This window comes from Klebsiella indica (genome assembly GCF_005860775.1).
GTDB lineage: Bacteria > Pseudomonadota > Gammaproteobacteria > Enterobacterales > Enterobacteriaceae > Klebsiella > Klebsiella indica.
Map to the genome: position 1 here is coordinate 46004 of NZ_VCHQ01000026.1, position 20641 is coordinate 66644.

General features: G+C 53.3%; 16 protein-coding genes. 13 read left to right on the forward strand and 3 right to left on the reverse strand.

Features of this window, described 5'->3' with window-relative positions:
• The first annotated feature begins 8 nt into the window (after window positions 1-8).
• The 4 genes from yiaK to FE839_RS18125 all read left to right on the forward strand — a co-directional run bounded on the left by yiaK (window position 9) and on the right by FE839_RS18125 (window position 3868).
• Window positions 9-1025, forward strand: coding sequence for a 3-dehydro-L-gulonate 2-dehydrogenase (gene yiaK / locus FE839_RS18110; protein ID WP_138362173.1), 1017 nt, complete (start codon window positions 9-11; stop codon window positions 1023-1025).
• Window positions 1026-1030: 5 nt separating this feature from the next.
• A complete protein-coding gene (locus tag FE839_RS18115; protein ID WP_138362174.1) occupies window positions 1031-1492 on the forward strand; it encodes a NanQ anomerase/TabA/YiaL family protein in 462 nt (153 codons plus the stop codon).
• A 201-nt stretch (window positions 1493-1693) separates the two neighbouring features.
• Window positions 1694-3157, forward strand: a complete 1464-nt coding sequence (locus FE839_RS18120) for a mannitol dehydrogenase family protein (protein ID WP_138362175.1) — start codon at window positions 1694-1696, stop codon at window positions 3155-3157.
• Between the two features lie 279 nt (window positions 3158-3436).
• Complete coding sequence (locus tag FE839_RS18125) at window positions 3437-3868, forward strand: universal stress protein (protein WP_138362176.1); 432 nt, start codon at window positions 3437-3439, stop codon at window positions 3866-3868.
• Window positions 3869-3930: 62 nt separating this feature from the next.
• On the opposite strand, the gene FE839_RS18130 is transcribed toward FE839_RS18125, so the two are convergent.
• Window positions 3931-4617: a GntR family transcriptional regulator gene (locus tag FE839_RS18130; RefSeq protein WP_138362177.1), complete on the reverse strand. Its 687-nt coding sequence runs from the start codon at window positions 4615-4617 to the stop codon at window positions 3931-3933.
• Window positions 4618-4707: 90 nt separating this feature from the next.
• Window positions 4708-5457, reverse strand: a complete 750-nt coding sequence (gene ydfG, locus FE839_RS18135; RefSeq protein WP_138362178.1) for a bifunctional NADP-dependent 3-hydroxy acid dehydrogenase/3-hydroxypropionate dehydrogenase YdfG — start codon at window positions 5455-5457, stop codon at window positions 4708-4710.
• A 172-nt stretch (window positions 5458-5629) separates the two neighbouring features.
• Here ydfG and dcp point away from each other — a divergent pair, with 172 nt between their 5' ends.
• The 9 genes from dcp (at window position 5630) to xdhC (ending at window position 18917) form a co-directional block, all read left to right on the forward strand.
• Entirely contained in the window at window positions 5630-7675 is a 2046-nt protein-coding gene (gene dcp / locus FE839_RS18140) for a peptidyl-dipeptidase Dcp (RefSeq protein ID WP_138362386.1), read from the forward strand.
• Window positions 7676-8283: 608 nt separating this feature from the next.
• Window positions 8284-9177 (forward strand): LysR family transcriptional regulator, encoded by an 894-nt coding sequence (locus tag FE839_RS18145; protein ID WP_138362179.1) that lies wholly within the window; start codon window positions 8284-8286, stop codon window positions 9175-9177.
• 851 nt (window positions 9178-10028) lie between these two features.
• Window positions 10029-10532, forward strand: a complete 504-nt coding sequence (locus tag FE839_RS18150) for a (2Fe-2S)-binding protein (protein WP_138362180.1) — start codon at window positions 10029-10031, stop codon at window positions 10530-10532.
• Window positions 10533-12848 (forward strand): xanthine dehydrogenase family protein molybdopterin-binding subunit, encoded by a 2316-nt coding sequence (locus tag FE839_RS18155; protein ID WP_138362181.1) that lies wholly within the window; start codon window positions 10533-10535, stop codon window positions 12846-12848.
• 11 nt (window positions 12849-12859) lie between these two features.
• A complete protein-coding gene (locus FE839_RS18160) occupies window positions 12860-15250 on the forward strand; it encodes an FAD-dependent oxidoreductase (protein WP_138362182.1) in 2391 nt (796 codons plus the stop codon).
• A 26-nt stretch (window positions 15251-15276) separates the two neighbouring features.
• A complete protein-coding gene (locus tag FE839_RS18165) occupies window positions 15277-15948 on the forward strand; it encodes a nucleotidyltransferase family protein (protein ID WP_138362183.1) in 672 nt (223 codons plus the stop codon).
• The gene (locus tag FE839_RS18170) at window positions 15945-16793 is read left to right on the forward strand and encodes a TylF/MycF/NovP-related O-methyltransferase (RefSeq protein WP_138362184.1); all 849 of its coding nucleotides are present in this window, start codon (window positions 15945-15947) and stop codon (window positions 16791-16793) included. The genes FE839_RS18165 and FE839_RS18170 overlap by 4 nt, the downstream gene beginning before the upstream one ends.
• A 10-nt stretch (window positions 16794-16803) precedes the next feature.
• Complete coding sequence (locus tag FE839_RS18175; RefSeq protein ID WP_138362185.1) at window positions 16804-17877, forward strand: histidine phosphatase family protein; 1074 nt, start codon at window positions 16804-16806, stop codon at window positions 17875-17877.
• 29 nt (window positions 17878-17906) lie between these two features.
• The gene (gene xdhC, locus FE839_RS18180; RefSeq protein ID WP_138362186.1) at window positions 17907-18917 is read left to right on the forward strand and encodes a xanthine dehydrogenase accessory protein XdhC; all 1011 of its coding nucleotides are present in this window, start codon (window positions 17907-17909) and stop codon (window positions 18915-18917) included.
• A gap of 205 nt (window positions 18918-19122) precedes the next feature.
• On the opposite strand, the gene FE839_RS18185 is transcribed toward xdhC, so the two are convergent.
• Complete coding sequence (locus FE839_RS18185) at window positions 19123-20637, reverse strand: tripartite tricarboxylate transporter permease (protein WP_138362187.1); 1515 nt, start codon at window positions 20635-20637, stop codon at window positions 19123-19125.
• Between the last annotated feature and the right edge of the window lie 4 nt (window positions 20638-20641).

Below are 20641 nucleotides of genomic sequence, written 5' to 3' on the forward strand. Positions count from 1 at the left end.
GATATATTATGTCATTAGTAAAATTTGATGAGATGAAACAAACTGTTAAGCAAGCATTTCTGAATGCTGGTTTAAATGAAAAACAAGCAGATGTTTGTGCTCAGATTCATACTGAAGCGAGTTGTGATGGTATTTTTTCTCATGGTCTGAATCGTGTTGCTCGTTTCGTTGATTACGTTAAAAAAGGCTGGGTTGATGTAAAAGCCGAGCCTAAACAGGTAAAAGCCCTGGGCAGTATGGCTGTTTACGATGGTCAGAGAGGTATTGGTATTACCAACGCACTGTTTGCGATTGACAGAGCGATGGAGCTTGCCAGCGAATTTGGTATCGGTATCGTTGGTATGCGCAATACCACCCATTGGATGCGTGGTGGTACCTACGGGTGGAAAGCAGCCGAGAAAGGTTATGCTGCTATTTGCTGGACAAATACAGAATCCTGTATGCCAGCATGGGGTGCCAGAAATCCGCGCCTGGGTAATAACCCCTATGTCATGGCAGTGCCGATGAAAGAAGGCTCGCTTGTTCTTGATATGGCAATGTCCCAGTACGCTTATGGCAAGTTACAGGTGACTCGCCTTAAAGGTGAGAAATTACCGTTCCCTGGTGGATTTGATAAAGATGGCAACCTGACAGATGAACCGGGGCCAATCGAAGAATCTATGCGTATTCTGCCAACTGGATACTGGAAAGGTTCTGGCATGGCAGTTCTGCTGGATGCAATGGCTGCCTTCCTTACCGCAGGTGCTCCGACTAACGAGATCGACAAAATCCAGGAAGGTAGTTGTACCGGGGCCAGCCAGGTATTTATGGTGTTTGATCCTAAACACTTCGGCGGTAAAGAGTTCAGTGAAAATATGGCAACGAGCGTCGCTGAATATGTGAAGACTTCTACACCAGCTGAAGGTCAGCGAGATGTGTTCTACCCTGGCGAAATGGAACTGGCTAATCGTGCTAATTTTAGCGCAAATGGTATCCCGGCTGATGATGGTGTCTGGGCTGAAGTACAACAACTCGCGAAACGGTAATTATTATGATTACAGGTAATATTGAACAGATAAATAAATCTCAGGTCGAACTACCTTGTGTTATTTATGAGGTGCTCAGTGCAATTAAAGCACTGGATTTTTCAGTACATTTGAATGGCCAGAATGAAATAAACGGCGTTATTTTTAAGACGTTTACAGTTGATACCGATCTTCCTGAGAACCGTACTCCTGAAACTCATAAAAACTTTATTGATGTGCAGTTTGTTATTTCTGGTGACGAATGGATTGAATTCGGTTGTCTTGGCGATACGAAGCCCTGTGTGGAAAAACCAGAAGACGATAACTATTTCTATGACCGCGCAACGCTTAAGCTGAATGACGTAAAACTGACTGATGGTGATTTTATTATCTTCTTCCCATGGGATATACATTCACCTTTATGTCACAAAAATAGCAGTAGTAAAGTCAGAAAAATAGTCGCTAAAGTCCCTATCTCTGCGTTGTAAGAATTAGTCTCAGCCGGGCTTTGAGCCCGGCGTTTTTCTATCTCTGAATCCCTGTGTGCTGAAACTATCATCATTCACATCTTCTTGTATGGTAGTTGATGAAAATCAAAGTTGTTATACCAATTGCGTGAGATGGTTTTACATCACAAAGGCCTTCTCACTGAGAATGAAAAATCCTGAAATCATAATATGAGAGTCACCATGGAAAACATGCTTTTAACAGCTAACGCCACGCTGCCGTCTTACGACCGGAGCCGCCTGGTTCCGCGTATCGTTCATCTGGGCTTTGGGGCATTTCATCGCGCCCATCAGGCCGTCTATGCCGATATTCTCGCAACTGAGCACAACAGCGACTGGGGCTATACGGAGGTCAATCTGATTGGCGGCGAACAGCAGATCGCCGACCTGCAACAGCAGGATTTACTCTACACCGTCGCTGAAATGTCAGCAGATGCCTGGACCGCCCGAGTTGTTGGCGTCGTTAAACAGGCAATGCACGTCCAGGTTGATGGTCTGGAAAGCGTGCTGGCGAAAATGTGTGAGCCACAGGTTGCTATTGTCTCATTGACCATCACCGAAAAAGGTTACTGTCACTCGCCGGCCAGCGGAGAGCTACAGCTGGATCACCCGCTGATTGCCGCTGACTTACAACATCCTCATCAGCCAAAATCGGCGCCGGGGGTAGTGGTTGAAGCGCTGGCGCGACGCAAAGCGGCAGGGCTGGCGGGGTTCAGCGTGATGTCCTGCGACAATATGCCCGAGAATGGTCATGTGATGCGTAATGTGGTCTGCGCCTACGCCCGGGCGATTGACGCCGATCTGGCCGAGTGGATTGTGCATAACGTCACCTTTCCATCGACAATGGTTGACCGTATCGTCCCGGCGGTGACCGCAGAGACGCTGGATAAAATTGAGCAGCTTACCGGTGTTCGCGATCCGGCTGCCGTCGCCTGCGAGCCGTTCCGTCAGTGGGTCATTGAAGATAATTTTGTCGCGGGTCGTCCTGAATGGGAAAAAGCGGGTGCTGAGCTGGTTTCTGATGTCCTGCCGTTTGAAGAGATGAAACTGCGTATGTTAAACGGCAGCCACTCCTTCCTCGCTTATCTGGGGTATCTGGCCGGGTATCAGCACATCAATGACTGTATGCTTGACGATAACTATCGCCGGGCTGCCCATGCGCTGATGCTGGATGAACAGGCACCGACCCTGAAAGTGCAGGGCGTTGATCTGGCGCGTTATGCCGGGTTACTTATTGACCGCTATAGTAATCCCGCGCTGAAGCACCGTACCTGGCAGATCGCGATGGACGGCAGCCAGAAGCTACCGCAGCGTATGCTGGATTCGGTTCGCTGGCATCTGGAGCGGGGCAGTGACTTTAGACTGCTGGCGATGGGAGTTGCTGGCTGGATGCGCTATGTTAGCGGCGTTGACGACCAGGGACAGGCGATTGAGATTTCTGACCCACTCTTACCGGTCATTCAGCATGCGGTACAACACAGTACAGACGGTGAAGACCGGGTAAAGGCGCTGCTGGCGATAGACGCTATTTTTGGCCAACGCCTGAGCCAGTCGCCTCGCTTCGTTGACGAGGTCATCGGCGCCTATATGTCACTGCAAAAGTATGGCGCAAAAGCGACAGTGGCAGCCTGGGCGCAGGCTAACTAACTGTCGATCTGGTGCCGCCGGTTTCGGCGGCATTGTTATCATTTAGGCTCTCTTGCCGGTATTGCCGCCAGTATCAGTCAAGTCTGTTGTTATTAATGGTAAATATTGATCCAGATCGTTGAAAATACATAACTTTAGCTAACAATAACTAAATATAAATAATTGATATTTATTTTAATGGATTAAATATTTATTTTGCTGATTAATCGTTCTCTTACTGAAATAGATATGTCATGATGAGCTAACTCACTAAGTTTGTTCAGAAAAGGAGAACGGGCAATGTACAAAAAAATATTGTTACCCGTAGATGTTTTTGAAATGGATTTAAGCGATAAAGCCGTTCGTCATGCACAGTTTTTGGCCTCAGCGGATGACGGGGAGATAACCTTGCTTAACGTTCTGCCGAACAGCAGTCGTTCTATTCTGCGGGGCTTTGCGGCCGATATTCGTAAGTTTGAAGTTTATATGCGTGAAGAGTCAGAGAAAAAAATGCAGACGCTGGTCCGTCTGTTTTCCATTCCTGCGGAGCGAATTCACTCCCGGGTGGTGTTTGGCAACGTACGTGATGAAATTTTAGCGATGAGTAACGCCGGAGACTTTGACGTCATCGTGATTGGCTCGCGTAAACCCGGTATTTCTACCCATCTGTTGGGCTCTAACGCTGAGTCTGTTTTGCGTCACGCCAGCATTCCGGTGCTGGTGGTGAGATAATATCGGTACCATAAACCTGTGGCGGCAGAGATAAAATCTGCCGCTGTTTTTAGTCCTGGCTTTTAATCATCGCTGAACCAGTCGCTATTTTCCTGACGAATAAGTAAAACCGATTCGCTGATTTCCTGCAAATGCAAACTCATCGCTTTTTCCACCGCCTCCGCATCGTGGACCTGCAGCGGCTGGAAAATATCATAATGCTGGCGCAGCAACATTTCCGGGGAAGAAATATGATCGAGGCTCATATAACGAACCCGGTCAATCGTCGCTTTAATATTTTCAACAGTATCCCAGGCCAATTGACACTCAGCAATGACGGACAGCTTCTGGTGAAATTCGTCATCGAGGAGGAAAAAATCATTTAACTGTTGACGTTCGACTGCAGTACGTTGCTGATTAAGATTTTGTTCCAGTTGATACAGTTGTTTATCATTTATCATTCCGGCGGCGCGGCGAGCGACGGCACATTCAATGGCCTGGCGGACAAAGCAGCCGTTACGTACCTGGGCGAGGGAAATCTTATTCACATAACTGCCGCGCTGTGGCCGAATTTGAATCAGGCCGTTTTCCGCCAGTTTAATAAAGGCTTCACGTACCGGCTGACGAGAAACGTCAAAACGCACGGAGACTTCCTTTTCAGATAATGGGGTGCCTGGCGGAATCAGACAATGGACGATATCCCGACGAAGGATACGGTAAATTTGCTGGTTTACAGGCTGTGTCGGATTCAGTTGGGATTCTGCGGCCATTGATGATTACTTTTTTATGAGAAATATGCGCTATTTTACGCGTTTTTTGCTTTCCAGCCCAGACCCGGCCATGAGGCCGGGTAACAGGACTTAACCCTGACGGTATACGCTCAGCCCGCCGAAGCTTTGGCTGACCGGCATCATCTCCAGGGTGTTGATGTTAACGTGTTCTGGCAGCGTGGCCACCCACCAGACCGCTTCGGTCACATCTTCCGGCGTCAGCGCCTGGGTATTTTCATAGGCTTTACTGGCTTTGGTATCATCGCCCTTAAAGCGTACGTTGGAAAACTCGGTTCCACCGACCAGTCCCGGTTCGATGTCAGTGACGCGCACGGCGGTGCCATGAAGGTCGGTACGCAGATTCAGAGTGAACTGGCGCACAAACGCTTTGGTCGCACCATAGACATTACCGCCAGCATAAGGCCAGTTACCGGCCGTTGAGCCGATATTTATAATATGGCCGCGATTGCGCTCAACCATACCCGGCAGAACGGCGCGCGTCATATAGACCAGTCCTTTATTGTTGGTATCGATCATGTCTTCCCAGTCTTCCACGCTGGCTTTGTGCGCTGGTTCGAGGCCCAGCGCCAGGCCGGCATTATTGACAAGAATGTCAATCGATTGCCATTCCGTAGGTAGCCCGGCGATCATCTCTTCGATAGCCGCACGATTACGCACATCCAGTTGCGCGGTATAAACGTTACCGCCCAACTCATCCTTCAGCGTTTTCAGGCGTTCTTCGCGACGCCCGGTGGCAATCACTTTGTGGCCGTTAGCGATAAAACGGCGAGTAATACTTTCACCAAAACCTGCAGTTGCACCGGTAACCAGGATAATCATCTTACTGTTCCTCAACGCTTTTTGTGTCTTCATACCATAGCACGCGATCCCGGCGACGGGTAATGGAAATCATCTGCTAAAACGGGATATTTGCGGCGGGGCGTGGCGTAATCATTGCTGTCAATCAACGAGTTGCCTAATCTTACAGAATAATCGTGTCCAGGAGATGATGATGTTGGAAAACAATCCTTTTTTAAACGTCAGCCTGCTGCCTTATCAGGCCCCGCCTTTCGATCTGATCGACGTGAGCCATTACCGTCCGGCCTTTGACGAAGGTGTGCGGCGTCAGCGGGAAGAGATTACCTCAATTGTTAATAATCCGGCAGCGGCGGATTTTTCTAATACGCTGGTGGCGCTTGAGCAGAGCGGTCAGATGCTGGCGAGGGTGACGAATGTCTTTTTCGCCATGGCAGGTGCGAACACCAACCCGACAATTCAGGCGCTGGATGAACAGTTCTCCGCTGAACTGGCTGAGCTGAGCAATGACATCTGGCTTAATGATGCGCTGTTTCAGCGAGTGAAAACAGTATGGGAAAGGCGAGAGACGCTCTCTCTGGATGCCGAGTCCCGCCGTCTGCTGGAGGTAACCTGGCAGCGTTTTACTCTCGCGGGCGCGATGCTGGACGACGCGCAAAAAACGATGCTGCGGGGGCTGAATACCGAAGCGGCCGGGCTGCAAAGTCAGTTTCAGCAGCGTTTGCTGGCGGCGGCGAAGTCGGGCGGGCTGGTGGTCGAATATGCACACCAGCTTACGGGACTTCGTGAAGATGAGATTCTCGCCGCGGCAGAAGCGGCACAGGAAAAAGGGCTAAGCGGGGGCTGGTTTCTTTCTTTACTCAATACCACGCAACAGCCTGCGCTGCTCGCATTACAGGACAGGCAGACGCGGGAAAATCTGTTTGCAACGGGCTGGACGCGAAATCAGAAAGGCGATGCCAATGATACGCGGGAACTGGTTCTGCGACTGGCGGGGCTCCGTGCGCGTAAAGCGCAATTGCTGGGCGCTGACGATTTTGCCAGTTGGTCGATGGCGGATCAGATGGCGGGCACGCCGGCAGCGGCCTTTGCTTTTATGCGGCGAATCGCGCCGGCGGCGCGAGCCAGAGCAGAGAGGGAACTGGCCGATATTCAGCAGGTGATTGATGATGAAGGCGGTGATTTCCGCGCGGCGGCCTGGGACTGGCTCTATTATGCAGAGCAGGTGCGTCGGGCGAGATTTACTATCGACGAGGCGCAGCTAAAACCCTATTTTGCTCTTGACCGTGTCCTGCGCGATGGCGTGTTCTGGGCTGCAACCCAGCTCTTCGGCATTCGCTTCGTTGAGCGCTTTGATATTCCGGTTTATCACCCGGACGTACGGGTTTGGGAAATTTTTGACGCTAACGGGAAAGGAATTGCGCTGTTCTACGGTGACTATTTTTCGCGTGACAGCAAAAGTGGTGGGGCGTGGATGGGCGTTTTTGTCGAGCAATCCACGCTCCGTGCGCAGCGGCCGGTTATTTACAACGTCTGCAACTACCAGAAACCTAAAGCAGGTCACAGCGCATTGCTTTCCTGGGATGAGGTTATCACGTTATTCCATGAATTTGGCCATACGCTGCACGGCCTGTTTGCCAGCCAGCGGTACGCCAGTTTGTCAGGGACGAATACGCCGCGGGATTTTGTCGAGTTTCCTTCGCAGATTTATGAACACTGGGCCAGCGAGCCGCAGGTGTTTGCCCATTATGCGCGGCATCACCAGACTGGCGAGCCGATGCCTGAAGCGCTGCGCGACGGCATGTTCCGCGCGGCGAAGTTTAATAAAGGCTACGACATGAGTGAACTGCTGGCAGCCGCGCTGCTGGATATGCACTGGCACAGCGTGAAGGCAGACACGCTGCCTCTGGATGTTGATACTTTTGAAGCCGCATCCTTGCATGCGGAAAAGATGGATTTGCCTGCCGTCCCGCCACGTTATCGCAGCAGCTATTTCTCCCATATCTTCGGCGGCGGTTATGCGGCAGGCTATTACGCCTATCTGTGGACCCAGATGCTGGCGGATGACGGCTATCAGTGGTTTGTCGAACAGGGCGGTTTAACCCGTGAAAATGGCCAGCGTTTCCGTGAAGCAATTCTGTCACGCGGGAATAGCACTGATTTAGCGGAACTTTACCGCCAGTGGCGCGGGCACGATCCTGAAATTGGCCCGATGCTGGAAAATCGCGGGCTCAGCGAGTAGCGCGTTTTGTCGAGTCAAAGGAAACCGGACTTGATACCCAATGCCGGTCAGTTAAGCGAGCCATCGGCGTTTTATGCTGTTTTGTTTACTGCTCCGATGCAGTGCGAGGGCTGATGGATATCGCCTGTTTTTTCATGACATTCAGCCCCCGGCTGGCCGCTGACTGAGTGCGGCATCACCGATGGGGGTGGGGGCATCAAGGAGTGGCCGCCAGCACGGCGGCCCAGAGGGTGGAATCACTTCCCCAAATAAATTTTAAATTCTGAGAAAATCACAGGCTATCAGAGCCGTCTGGACGTGTGCGTTGGTATCGGTGCTACTGTTAGCAGTGACAGAAGGTGTGTCACTTTTAGTCGAAATTTTTCTTTTATGATGTTATTTATCATTTTGTTTTTAAAGGATTAACTCTGACGTTTTGACGTTAAAAAGCAAAGGTCAGACAAAATATAGCACGCCGCATAGACATTACTAACTGTATGGTTAATATTGATTGCAGCAGCATTGACCGTATTCTCCCTCCTACCGTCAATTATCCTGGTATTCCGGGATGACTGCGCTTGTTGCTTAGCTGCAATATCCTGTTCATTCGGCCAATGGAGTGAATAATCGTGAATAAAGTACTGCGGGACATGCCATTATTTATCGCCGTCGCCCGGCATAAAAGCTTCACCAGAGCCGCAGATACCCTCGGTATGCCTGTTTCCACGCTTTCGAGCAGAATAAGTTCTATGGAAAAACGGCTGGGAATCCCCTTGTTGGTGCGGAACTCACGGAATGTTGAGGTGACGGAAAGCGGGAAGATCTTTTTCAAGCGATGCGAGACGATCGTTGCCGAAGCCGACGATGCCTGTGAAAATCTCGCCCGCGAAGCTAACGTTGCTGCCGGGTGCGTGCGTTTCGCTGTCGCCGGGGATATCTACCACAGCTATCTTCAGGGCGTGGTGGGGAATTTCACCGCGCGATGGCCCGATATATGTTTGCATGTTACGTTTTCTTCTCGCTGGGTCGATTTGCTGTTAGAACCCTATGATTTGGACATCAGGGCTGGCATCCTGCCTGATTCCGGGCTGAGAGTGCATACACTGGCATCGCTGCAACCTTCGCTTTATTGTTCCCCTTCGTTACTGAAACGTTATCCCACCCCGCAACGCCCGGCGGATCTTGCCGGTTTACCCTGCATCGCCGTCTCCCAGCAGGGTAATGTATGGGTGATGAGTAACGGTGACAAAAAAGAAAGTACGCTCATCCACCCGGCTCACACCGTTAATAACCCCAATCTGGCACTGGAGATTGCGCTGGCGGGGAGCGGCATAACCTGGGCGGACCCGCCGATGGTCGCCGGATATTTAGCCGCAGGGCAGCTTGTTCCGGTGTTGGCGGGGTGGGTATTTCCCAGCGTGGATCTCAGCGTAGTCATGGCAAATAGCCAGTTACCGAAACGCGTCAGGCTGTTTGTCGACTTTCTGGTGGAGCACTGTAAAAAAATGAACCGCATGCTTTGACCCTCTCAGAACACGACAGGCGTCAAGGCCGATGCCATCCTTACTGATTCAGCCTGCTTATTGGTCCAGCACGTCGACACAGGGACGATCAACCCGTACATTGATGCATGGACAACCGTGTAGTATCAATGTGCAAAGCGTTTTTCGCCTCTTTCATTCCATTTTTTGAATGTAACTTTCCATTTTTCCTCTGTATCCATATTCAGAGTAGTGTTAAATTCAATTCATCCAGATAATGACCGATTGCGTTTTCATGGTTATTTATTCAGGGCTGACGGCGTCACGGCTAAGGGTAAGAAAAATAAATATATGTTGCGCATTATCTAAAAAATGTTGGGTAATTGCTGCCTCAACAGATAAGTATTCCTGTCGCTTGTTTTTAATTGTCATTTTTATTGGATTATACCCTAAATTATTCGAGTTGCAGGAAGGCGGCGACGCAGTGAATCCCCGGGAGCGTACTCCAGTACGTGACTGGGGTGAACGAGGAAAGCCAACGCACATGCAACTTGAAGTATGACGGGTATATATTAACTACACGTTTATACCCGTCATATTTCAGTAACGTCTGGGGATTGATGAGGGATACCCATGACCCTCACCAGAGATCAGCCTTTGGAGTCAGCGCTGTTCAAATCGGCTAACTGTTTGTCCTGCTGCTCGAATTAGTGTGAACACTGCCCAGGGACAAATAACAGGTGAAATAGCCCTAATGGGGCAGACGCTCAGCCAGTGAATATCGTGTCTTATTGTGGTCATATAAAGGGATAATTCTCCAGGCGCATCTTGTGTATTGAATTCAATACACAGCCTTACCTTATTCCCTTGTATTCAATCAAGGACGCATTTATATGAAAACCGAATCGATTTCCTTACATGTTAATGGACTGGAATATGACTTTTCAGTAGGAGATAAACTCGGGCAGATCCCTTGTGGAGAAACCTTATCGGAAACGTTACGCACGCGACTGGCCTTAACGGGCACAAAGGCGGCATGTGGGGAAGGCTCCTGCGGCTGCTGTACCGTCATCATGGACGGTCGGGCCGTCCTGTCCTGCATGTTGCTGACGGTCGAAGCGGACGGGAAAGACATTACCACCATTGAGGGACTGGCTGACCCCCGGACAGGGGTTCTTGACCCTGTGCAACAAGCATTTATCGACCATTACGCCTTCCAGTGCGGTTTCTGTACGCCGGGGATCATCATGTCCGCCAGGGCGTTGTTGAATAAGGAAGCGGCTCCTACGCCGGATCAGGTGAAAGACGCGCTTAGCGGTAATTTCTGCCGTTGTATCAGCCAGTACCACGTGCTTGAGGCCATGGACGCCTTCACCAGAAAAAGCGAGGAACAGTAAATGTATTCTGACGATTACAAGCCTGAAAATTACCGCTACATCGGCAAAGTCAATGTTCCTCGTAAAGATGCGCAGGGCATCGTCACCGGGAAGACGACCTTCCTCGACGATTTCAGCCTGCCGAGAATGCTGACAGGAAAATCCCTGAAGTCTCCCTATGCGCACGCCCGCATTATTTCTATTAATACGGAAAAGGCCAAAGCGTTGAAAGGCGTTGCGGCGGTATTGACATATAAAGAGGCCGATCCGACCTGGCTGCTGGGATACCCGCCGTCAAAACCTATTCTCGGGCAAGAAATGCAGTATATCGGCGATACGGTGGCCCTGGTCGCTGCGGAAAGCGCAGAAATAGCGATGGAAGCGATCGACCTGATCGAGGTTGAGTACGAGCAACTCCCGGTTATCACCAACGGCATTGATGCGGTGAAAGAGGGGGTTACGCAGTTATACAAAGAGTTTAAAAATAACATTGTGACGCCCGGCTATCCTCCCTTCCAGAAGGACGGGCCGTTCTGGCATCTCATCCGTGGGGATGTGGAAAAAGGGTTTGACGAGTGCGCGATTTGCGCTGAAGACACCGTCGAGTTTGCGAAAATGGCCGCGCCGCTCGCACCGGAACCGCCCGGCGCAATCGTCAGTTGGGATGGGGGCAACGATTACAGCATTTGGGCCACCACGCAAAGTTGCCGCATTCTGGAGGTATTCGGCGTCAGCGTCATCCCGGACTGTAATCTTCATGTCCGCAGCTTCAACGTCGGCGGCAGCTATGGCAACAAGCAAAGTATGGTGGTCCCGGTGATTTCGGCGGCCCTTCTTTCCCGGCACACGGGGCGTCCGGTCAAATTCTACCAGACGAAGGCAGAACAGTTGATCTGCTCTGAAACCCGTCTTGGCAGCCAGGTTAAAGCGAAAATCGGTATGGACAAAGAGGGCGTTGTGCGGGCTGTCAAAGCCCAGTGGTTTGTCGATACCGGCGCCTTTTGCAATACGACGCAAGGCCAGATCAGCGTGGGCATTGGCGAGGCGCAGTTAGTGATGGCTAAATGCGCCAACTGGGATCTGGACACCTATTGCATTGTTACCAATAAACAGCCGGCCGGTATTGTGCGCGGATATGGCGGCCAGGAGCTGAACAGTTGTCTCTCGCTCCTGATGGCCAGAGCCATGCAGGCGGGCAATTTTGATCCTGTCGAGTGCTATAAGAAAAACTACGTTTCAGACGGCGACCCCTATATCTGGCGCGATGGCAGATTGTGGATCGCCCATTCCATTAATTATGTTCCGGCCATTGAAGCGGCCGCCGCGAAATTTGGCTGGAAAGACAAGTGGAAAGGATGGGGCGTGCCGACCTGGACCAGCGAAGACGGGACTCGGGTGCGGGGCGTAGGATGCAGCATTATCGGTAATGCCGACGTTGGCGAAGATAACACCGAAGCTTATGTACGCATCGTGCCCGATATGGTTGGCGATAAGGCTCGGGTCATTCTGCAAACGGACATCACCGAGTCCGGCATGGGGCAGCGCAGCAATATAGCGAAAATGGTGGCCGAAATACTTAACGTCCCCTATGAGCGCGTTGAGCTGACGCCGCCGTCCACGAAAATCAACCCGACCGGTTTCGGCCTTTGCGGTAGCCGCGGCACCATTACATATGGCCATGCCGTCAGTAATGCCGCGGAAAACGCGAAAAAGAAATTGTGCGAATTGGCTGTCCACCATCTTGATATATCGATGGACGCTATGGAATTACGCGATTTTGGCGTGAGCAGTAAAGCGCGGCCTGACCAGTTTGTTAGCTGGAAGAAACTGATTCCGCCGGATCTGACCCTGACAGGCTACGGCCAGCATCTGGAAAACTTTTCCACCCCCAACTTTTTTATGGTGCTTATCGAAGTTGAGGTAAACAAAGAAACCGGAAAAGTGGATGTCGTTCGCATGGTGGGCGGGACGGACTCCGGCCAGACAATCGACCCGTCGATGCTGGAAATGCAGTGCCAGGGAGGTATCGGGGCCGCATCTCTTGATACCGCCATTTACGAAGAACACATTATCGATCCCATCACTCACCGGACGCTGACATTTAACATGCTTGAATACAAATGGCGTCCGTTCAATGAGTTCCCGGTATACGAAACATCAATATTGCAGTCGCAATTCGATACCTTCCAGTTTAAGGCCGTCGGGGTAGGGGAAATCGCAGGCGCTTCGGCGGCCAGCGCGACCATGCAAGCCATTTCCAACGCCATCGGCATTCAGGTTGCTCAGTATCCCGCAACCCCGGACGTTATTTTGCAGGCCCTTGGTAAAGTCGCATAGGAGAGGTCACCATGAAAAATTTTTACTATTATCGCGCCGAAAGTTTTGCCGACGCTGCCGATTACGTAAAACATGGCTCACGTCCTCTTGCCGGGGGAACCGATCTCCTGGGCGGCATGAAAACAGCCATTTTACCGGAATACCCGGATTCGCTGGTCAGCCTGTTGTGGATCCCGGGGGCCGATGGCATCTACATCAACGGGAATAGTCTGTATATCGGCGCAACAGCGAAACTAAGCGATATCGCGGAAGACAAGACGATTCTTGACGCGGTCCCGATACTCGCCGAAGCGGCCCATTCCGTCGCGTCTCCCAACATTCGAAACCGGGGCACTATTGGGGGAAATCTCTGCCAGGACGTGCGCTGTTGGTTTTATCGTTACCCACATGAGGGCGGCGGGCGGATGGTATGCGCCAGAAAAGGGGGCGACACCTGCTACGCTATCCAGGGAGACAACCGGTATCATTCCATCTTTGGCGGCATGAAAACCCACGCCACGCCCTGTAGCCAGCACTGTCCCGCCAGCACGGATATCCCTGCCTATATGGAGCAGTTGCGTAAAGGGAATAAAAAAGCCGCCGCGCGCATCCTTATGCAGGCTAACCCCATGCCGATGCTGACCAGCAGGGTCTGCGCGCATTTTTGCCAGTCTGGCTGTAACCGCGGGCATACCGATGACAGCGTGGCGATACGCGAGGTGGAGCGCAGCGTTGGCGACTATATTCTGGAAAATGGCCGTGAATTTTATGCCCCTCCGCAGTGGGATACCGGTAAGGCAATTGCCATTGTCGGGGCCGGTCCTTCGGGCCTCGCCGCCGCTTTTTACCTCCGTAAAGCCGGGCATCGCGTAACGGTTTACGATGCCAGACCGAAAGCGGGCGGAATGCTGATGTATGCCATTCCCAATTACCGCTTGCCCAAACAACTTGTCAGAACATTCACTGAACTGCTGCAACATATGGGGATTTCTTTTGTCCTCGACACCACAATTGGCCAGGGTGTCACTCCCGCCGACCTGGAAAAACAGTACGACAGCGTCTATTACGCGCCGGGAACCTGGAAACGTCCCACCCTCGGTATTCCCGGCGAAGAACTGACTATGTACGGGCTGGATTTTCTGGTGGATATCAATACCCGGATGGAAGGCAAGATCGGCAACCGCGTTCTCGTGGCCGGGGGAGGCAACGTCGCGATGGACGTTGCGATCACCGCCCGACGCCTGGGCGCGCAGACGGTGATTCTCGCCTGTCTTGAATCCGAAGAAGAGATGCCTGCGGGCCGCGACGAGGTGGCCCGTGCCAGAGAAGAAGGCATCATCATTATGCCGCAATGGGGGCTCGATAAAGTCCTGGCTGATAACGGAGTCGTCACGGGCATGCGGCTCAAACGCTGTGTTGCGGTTCGCGATGCGAAAGGCGCTTTCAACCCGCACTATGATGACAGCGAGAAAAAGGACATTGCAGCCGACAATATCCTGATGGCCGTCGGACAGGCGGGCGACCTCTCTTTCCTTGACGAGAAGTATGACATGCAACTGACGCGCAGAGGCCTGATAGGCGTGGATGCTGGTTCGCAGATGACCAGCCGTCGCGGCGTATTCGCGGGAGGCGACATCGTTACCGGGCCATCCACGGTCATCAATGCGGTTGCAACGGGGCATAGCGCGAGCCGCAGCATAAACAGGTATCTGGGCTGCCCGGAAAACTATGAGGGAAATGTCGATAAAGCGAACGAGGCCACAGGCATTCAGTTCCTCTCTCTTGAGCCTTCAGGCATCAAAAAATACCAGCAAGCCAGACTCACAGAGTTGCCCGTGGCTGCGCGTAATATCAAAAAAGAGGACGCCTTCAGCCTGCCGATGGAACAGGCGCTCGCGGAAGCGGCGCGCTGTCTGAATTGCGGCTGCTATGCGGTCAACCCTTCTGATTTGGCACCGGTATTAATGGTCCTGGACGCGCGTATCCACACGACGCAGCGCATTGTCCCGGCAGATGAATTTTGCGGATCGACGCTGAAAGTAACGGATTGTCTTGCGCCCGGAGAGCTTGTCGAAAGTATCGAGATCCCTTTGCCGAAGGAAAGTATCGGCCATTATGACAAGTTTCGTCTGCGCGACGCCATAGACTTCGCCATTGTCAGCCTGGCCAGCCTTTTTACCGTTCAGGACGGCAAAATTACCAAAGCCCGGTTAGTCATGGGGGGCGTTGCGCCGGTTCCGTTACGCTGTCACGCGGGGGAGCGCTATCTGCTGAACAAAAAGCCTGATGCGCAGATTGCGGAAGCCGTCGCGGAACTGGCTGTAAATGGCGCGATTCCGCTTGATAAAAACAGATATAAAATCAATGAGATAAAGGGTCTTATCAAAACTGCGGTACTGCGGCTGCAGAACGCGCGCGAGTAGGTCTACGTGTAAACGCGGAGGTTGACATGTTCGCCGGAAAGTATGCCTCGCTCATCCTGGCGGCAGGATTTTCTACACGCATGCGTCAGGGCTTTAAACCGCTGCTGCCCATTCCTTTTATGGATGGCAGCCGCAGCGCGCTCGAAAACCTGGCCTGGATATATTCGGCGGCGGACGTTTCTCCCGTTCTGCTGGTTGGCGGGCAGGTCAATCAGGCGGCGCTGGCTGCCGAAGCGCAACGTCTCGGGCTGAATTACGTGCAAAATCCCGATGCGCGGCGGGGCATGTTTTCCACGGTCCGTATCGGCCTGCAGCATCTTATCGCGCTTGCGCCAGCCTGTTCGGGATGTTTCGTACATCCCGTGGATATTCCCCTGGTACAGCGGGATACGGTGCGTCTTCTGCTTGCAGCCGCGCGGCATCATCCGGGGGACGTACTCATTCCTGAGTTTGAAAATAGGCAGGGACACCCGCCGGTGATCCCGGCAGCTTACTTTGCTGGTATATGTGCGATGGCGGGGCGGGATGGCCTGCGGGGCGCCCTGATGACGTTGCCGCGCAGGCCGGTGGCTGTCGGGGACAGCGCGATCCTTCTGGATATGGATACGGATGACGACTTCACTATCGTATGTGATCGCGCCGCCCGGCTATATGCCCAGGACGCGCCAGGTATGAACCAGACGGGAAGGGGATTATGAAAACCGTGGTATTGCTGGGCGCGGGACAGATGGGCAGAAATGCTGCGTTGTTGCTTAATGAACAGGCGTTGCAACTCCTGGCCTTTGGCGACAACGCGGCGACGCGGCAGTCAACGGCGCATTATCCGCCTGTACTGTCGGTTGCTGCAGCGCTTGCGCTCCGGCCTGATGTTGTTTTTGTCAGCGTTGCGGCAAAAGAACGCGGGCTGGAACTGGAACAACAGGCCAGAGCGGCAGGCTACCACGGGCCAATCTTCCGGCTGGATACTTTACAACCGGCGATCGATATACGCGGCGCGATGACCAGGAGGATTGCCGGGCGGCTCAATGAGCTTCACACCGAAGGCGCAGTAGCCGAACTTGGCGTCTACCAGGGCAATTTCGCCCGTCTTCTGAACGCGGTTTTCCCGGACAAATCGCTGTACCTGTTTGATACGTTCCGTGGGTTTGCTGAATCAGACATAGATACAGAAAAGGCGCACGGTTTTCCGCCGGTGCGCCGGGATGAGTTCTGTGCCACCAGCGTGGAGGCGGTGATGGCGAGGATGCCCCATCAGGCGCGGGTGATCATTCGGGAAGGTCATTTCCCGGGCACGGCCACCGGTATTGAAGAACGCTTCGCCTTTGTGAGTCTGGACGCTGACCTATACGCGCCGACGCTGAGCGGCCTTGAATGGTTCTATCCCCGGCTTGTCCCAAATGGCTGCATCCTGCTGCATGATTACCACAACGCGCGTTTTCCGGGGGTGAAACAGGCCATGTCTGATTTTGAAAACCAGGCCGGTCGGCTTTGTCTGGTCCCACTTTGCGATCTGCACGGTAGCGTGTTGATCGTCAGGAATTGAGGCGATTTTTATGCCCGGCATTTTTCTCGTCCGTCACGGCCGTCCGCAAACGCCGGACAACAGGCGTTATTGTCTGGGAAACGGGAGTGATTTTCCCCTGGCGCCTGAAGGCCTCACGCAATCCTCGGCGTTGATCCCGTGTTTCTCCGGGATGGAATACGCGCTGTATTGCAGCCGTCTCAGGCGCAGTCGCGAAACGGCTGAGCGGCTTGCTACAGGGAAACGGAAAATATCCGTATCGTCGGGCCTGGATGAAATTGCCGTCGGCGAGTGGGAAGGGATGCGTTTTGAGGCGATACGCGCCAGATATCCTGAGCTGTATGCCAGGCGGGGGCGGAACTGGGCGCTGATGCCTCCCGGCGGCGAAAGCCTGGATAGCGGGGCGACGCGTATGGAAACGACGCTCAGGGAGATCGCGGAAAGAGAGGGCTCCGATATTGTGGCGATAACCCACGAGGGCGCTATTCGCGCACTGTTGTGGAAGCTTATGCATCTCGACCCCCGACATGATGCGCTAATACGTCTGCCCTACGGCAGTATTACGGTTTTGCGCTATGCCAACGGCGCATTTGCCGTGACGGCCACAGGTAAAAGTCCTGACGATATCCCGTCAGATGAAGAGATTCGGGAACTCTGGCGTTTATGCGCAACGCCGGAACCCGTGCGCGCGCACAGCCTGGCCGTCTGCGAAGAGGCGCTCAGGATTAGCACGAGTTTGCAGCGTGACGGGATAATTTTATCCCCCGGGCGGTTACGGGCCGCCGCGCTTCTTCATGATATGGCCCGGCGAGAAGGGAAAAGCCATCCGCACAAAGCCGCAGCAATACTGAGGGCGAGGGGGTATTTGCAGGTTGCCCGTATTGTTGAACTGCACCACGACATAACTTTGAGCGAGCCCATTAGCGAAGCGCATGTGCTTTTTCTCGCTGATAAAAGGATGTACGGCACGAAAAAGGTCACTCTTCAGGAACGCTTTACCGCCAGTATGGGGAAATGTCTGACGAAAGACGCGGTGTTGGCCCATGACGACAGATGGCAACAGGCTTTGGCTATCGAAAAGGCAATCACTAACAGAGTTAAGTGAGCATTGTATCTTTGCTGAAGGAGCGGACGATGAAAACACTTTTCGCACTCTTGCTGGAACGCTGCAAGAGGGGGCAAGCGACCCAGCTTGTCACGGTGGTAGCGGAAATGGGCAGCGCCCCGCGCCACGCAGGCGCCAGCATGGTTGTTGGCGAAGATGGCCGACTGGGCGGTACTATTGGCGGCGGTGTGCTGGAGTATAGCGCAGTTCAGTCGGCGCAAAGCCTTCTGGCTACCGGGCAGGGAGGGTTAAGAAAGTATCAGCTGACCCGGATCGGCATGGTTTGCGGGGGCAACGTGGATCTGCTTTTCACGTATATTTACCCCTCCGAGGTGAATCAATCGACCCTGACGGTCGCCTGTGACCATTCGGAAAAGCATAAAACAGGATGGCTTATGCTTCCTTATACCGGTGTTGAATTTGGGTTTTACAGTCGCGAAGAGGGACTTTTCGGCCTCTCCCCGGCATTCGTTCCTGAACGGAGGGGCGAGCAAGACTACCCGGCGGGCAAGACAGAAACGCCAGCAGGAACGTGCTATATACAAAAGCTGATGAATTCGGGCCGTATTTATGTCTTTGGCGGCGGGCATATCGCTCAGGCGCTTATTCCTTTACTCGAACAGTTGAATTTTCGTTGCACCGTGACCGACGACAGAGCGGAATACTCCACCCGTGAGCTTTTTCCCTGCGCCGAAGAGGTGCATACATTGGATTATGTTAACCTTGCCGACGAGATTACGATCCAGCCGCAGGATTGTATCGTTATCATTACGCGCGGACACAAGTGTGATTACGAAGTTTTGCAGTTCGCATTAAGAACATCGGCTTACTATATCGGCGTTGCCGGTAGCCGGACAAAAATTGCGACGCTCACCGCCGCCATAAAAGCCGATGGGTTTAATGAGCATGATATCGCGCGGATTACCGCGCCAATCGGGATTAAGATCAAAAGCGAAACTCCGGCCGAAATTGCCGTCAGCATCGCGGCGCAGTTGATTGAGCAACGGGCCCTGTACACAAGCAGGAGTAAAATATACTGACGAATCTGTTTAGATATGGGGCAGGATTTCTGGCTGATGACGGCCGCGCCTTATTTTGCCTTAATTTTCTACAATATCAACAGGTTATACATCACCTGTAGGCCCGTGCAAGCGGATGCGCCGCCGGGCAATTGTTTTGTGTTATGCAGAGTAAGTTATTGTGCCGCTATTTCCGCCGGATGGCGTAATGCCATCCGGCAATCCATTAACCGATATCCACCTGTGGCTTATTGTTGCGTTTGCGAATAAGGCGCAGCAGCGGCGGGATGACAATTACCGCTATCGCCATCGTCAGCAGCGCTTTCGTCACGCCGCTCTCCCACAGAATCGCCATATTGCCGTTGCTGATAGAGAGCGCCCGGCGCAGGTTTTGCTCCAGCATCTCGCCCAGCACAAAGCCGAGGATCAGCGGCGACATGGGGAAATGCATTTTACGCAGAATGTAGCCCAGTATGCCGAGCGCCACCATCAGCACCAGATCGAACGTGGTGCTGTGTACCGCGTACACGCCGACCGCGGACACGGCGGCAATCGCCGGGACAAGGAACCACAGCGGGATGGTCAGCATGCGGGTGAACAGGCCAATCAGCGGGATGTTCATCACCAGCAGCATCACGTTGGCGATCAGCAGCGCGGCGATCAGCCCCCAGACGATATCCGGTTGTTCGGTGAACATCGCCGGTCCTGGCGTGATGTTATACAGCGTCAGCGCGCCCATCATTACCGCCGTGGTGCCGGAACCTGGCACGCCAAGGGTCAGCATCGGGATAAACGAGCCGCAGGCTGAGGCGTTGTTGGCGGCTTCCGGTGCCGCCACGCCACGGATATCGCCTTTGCCGAAGCTGTCGCTGTTGCCGCTGAGCTTTTTCTCGGTCATGTAGGTGATGGCGCTGGCGATGGTGGCGCCTGCGCCCGGCAGCACGCCGACGAAGAAGCCGATCACCGATGAGCGTAACGTCGCGCCCACGCACTGCGCCCCTTCTCTGGCGTTAAACAACATACGCCCGGTTTTGCGTACCAGCTTCTGGCCGCTGCTGGTATGTTCGAGCATTAAGAGTATTTCTGAGACCGAGAACAAGCCGATCACCACCACGATGAACTGCACACCGTCGGAGAGATGAACGCTGTCAAAGGTAAAGCGATAAACCCCGGTGTTGGCGTCCACGCCGACGGTCGCCAGACCCAGACCGATCAGCGCGGCCAGAAATGATTTCAGCGGGTTTTGCGCCATCATGCTGCCGAGGCAGGCGATGGCAAAGACCATTAGCGCAAAGTATTCCGCCGGACCAAACGCCAGCGACCATTGCGCCAGCAGCGGTGCGAACAGGATGATCCCGCCGATGGCAATGATCGAACCAAAAAACGAGCTGACCGCTGAGATGGAGAGGGCGATACCGCCTCGACCCTGTTGCGCCATCGGATACCCGTCGAGCGCGGTCATGATCGCCGCCGCATCGCCGGGCACGTTGAGCAGAATCGACGAAATACGCCCACCATATTCACAGCCGATATAAACCGTCGCCAGCAGGATCAGCGCGGATTCCGCAGGCAGATGCAGGGCGAAAGCCAGCGGCAGTAAAATCGCCACGCCGTTAATCGGCCCAAGCCCCGGCAGCAGGCCGACAATGGTGCCGACGAAGCAGCCGATCAGGGCAATTATCAGATTCTCCGGCGTCATGGCCACCGCAAAACCCTGAGAAAGATATATCCAGGTATCCATCATT

What these genes read in the sequence shown, in the direction of transcription:
- yiaK (WP_138362173.1), top strand. Translation starts at nt 9, where the DNA reads ATGTCATTAGTAAAATTTGATGAGATGAAACAAACTGTTAAGCAAGCA.
- FE839_RS18115 (WP_138362174.1), top strand. Translation starts at nt 1,031, where the DNA reads ATGATTACAGGTAATATTGAACAGATAAATAAATCTCAGGTCGAACTA.
- FE839_RS18120 (WP_138362175.1), top strand. Translation starts at nt 1,694, where the DNA reads ATGGAAAACATGCTTTTAACAGCTAACGCCACGCTGCCGTCTTACGAC.
- FE839_RS18125 (WP_138362176.1), top strand. Translation starts at nt 3,437, where the DNA reads ATGTACAAAAAAATATTGTTACCCGTAGATGTTTTTGAAATGGATTTA.
- FE839_RS18130 (WP_138362177.1), bottom strand. Translation starts at nt 4,617, where the DNA reads ATGGCCGCAGAATCCCAACTGAATCCGACACAGCCTGTAAACCAGCAA.
- ydfG (WP_138362178.1), bottom strand. Translation starts at nt 5,457, where the DNA reads ATGATTATCCTGGTTACCGGTGCAACTGCAGGTTTTGGTGAAAGTATT.
- dcp (WP_138362386.1), top strand. Translation starts at nt 5,630, where the DNA reads ATGTTGGAAAACAATCCTTTTTTAAACGTCAGCCTGCTGCCTTATCAG.
- FE839_RS18150 (WP_138362180.1), top strand. Translation starts at nt 10,029, where the DNA reads ATGAAAACCGAATCGATTTCCTTACATGTTAATGGACTGGAATATGAC.
- FE839_RS18155 (WP_138362181.1), top strand. Translation starts at nt 10,533, where the DNA reads ATGTATTCTGACGATTACAAGCCTGAAAATTACCGCTACATCGGCAAA.
- FE839_RS18160 (WP_138362182.1), top strand. Translation starts at nt 12,860, where the DNA reads ATGAAAAATTTTTACTATTATCGCGCCGAAAGTTTTGCCGACGCTGCC.
- FE839_RS18165 (WP_138362183.1), top strand. Translation starts at nt 15,277, where the DNA reads ATGTTCGCCGGAAAGTATGCCTCGCTCATCCTGGCGGCAGGATTTTCT.
- FE839_RS18170 (WP_138362184.1), top strand. Translation starts at nt 15,945, where the DNA reads ATGAAAACCGTGGTATTGCTGGGCGCGGGACAGATGGGCAGAAATGCT.
- FE839_RS18175 (WP_138362185.1), top strand. Translation starts at nt 16,804, where the DNA reads ATGCCCGGCATTTTTCTCGTCCGTCACGGCCGTCCGCAAACGCCGGAC.
- xdhC (WP_138362186.1), top strand. Translation starts at nt 17,907, where the DNA reads ATGAAAACACTTTTCGCACTCTTGCTGGAACGCTGCAAGAGGGGGCAA.
- FE839_RS18185 (WP_138362187.1), bottom strand. Translation starts at nt 20,637, where the DNA reads ATGGATACCTGGATATATCTTTCTCAGGGTTTTGCGGTGGCCATGACG.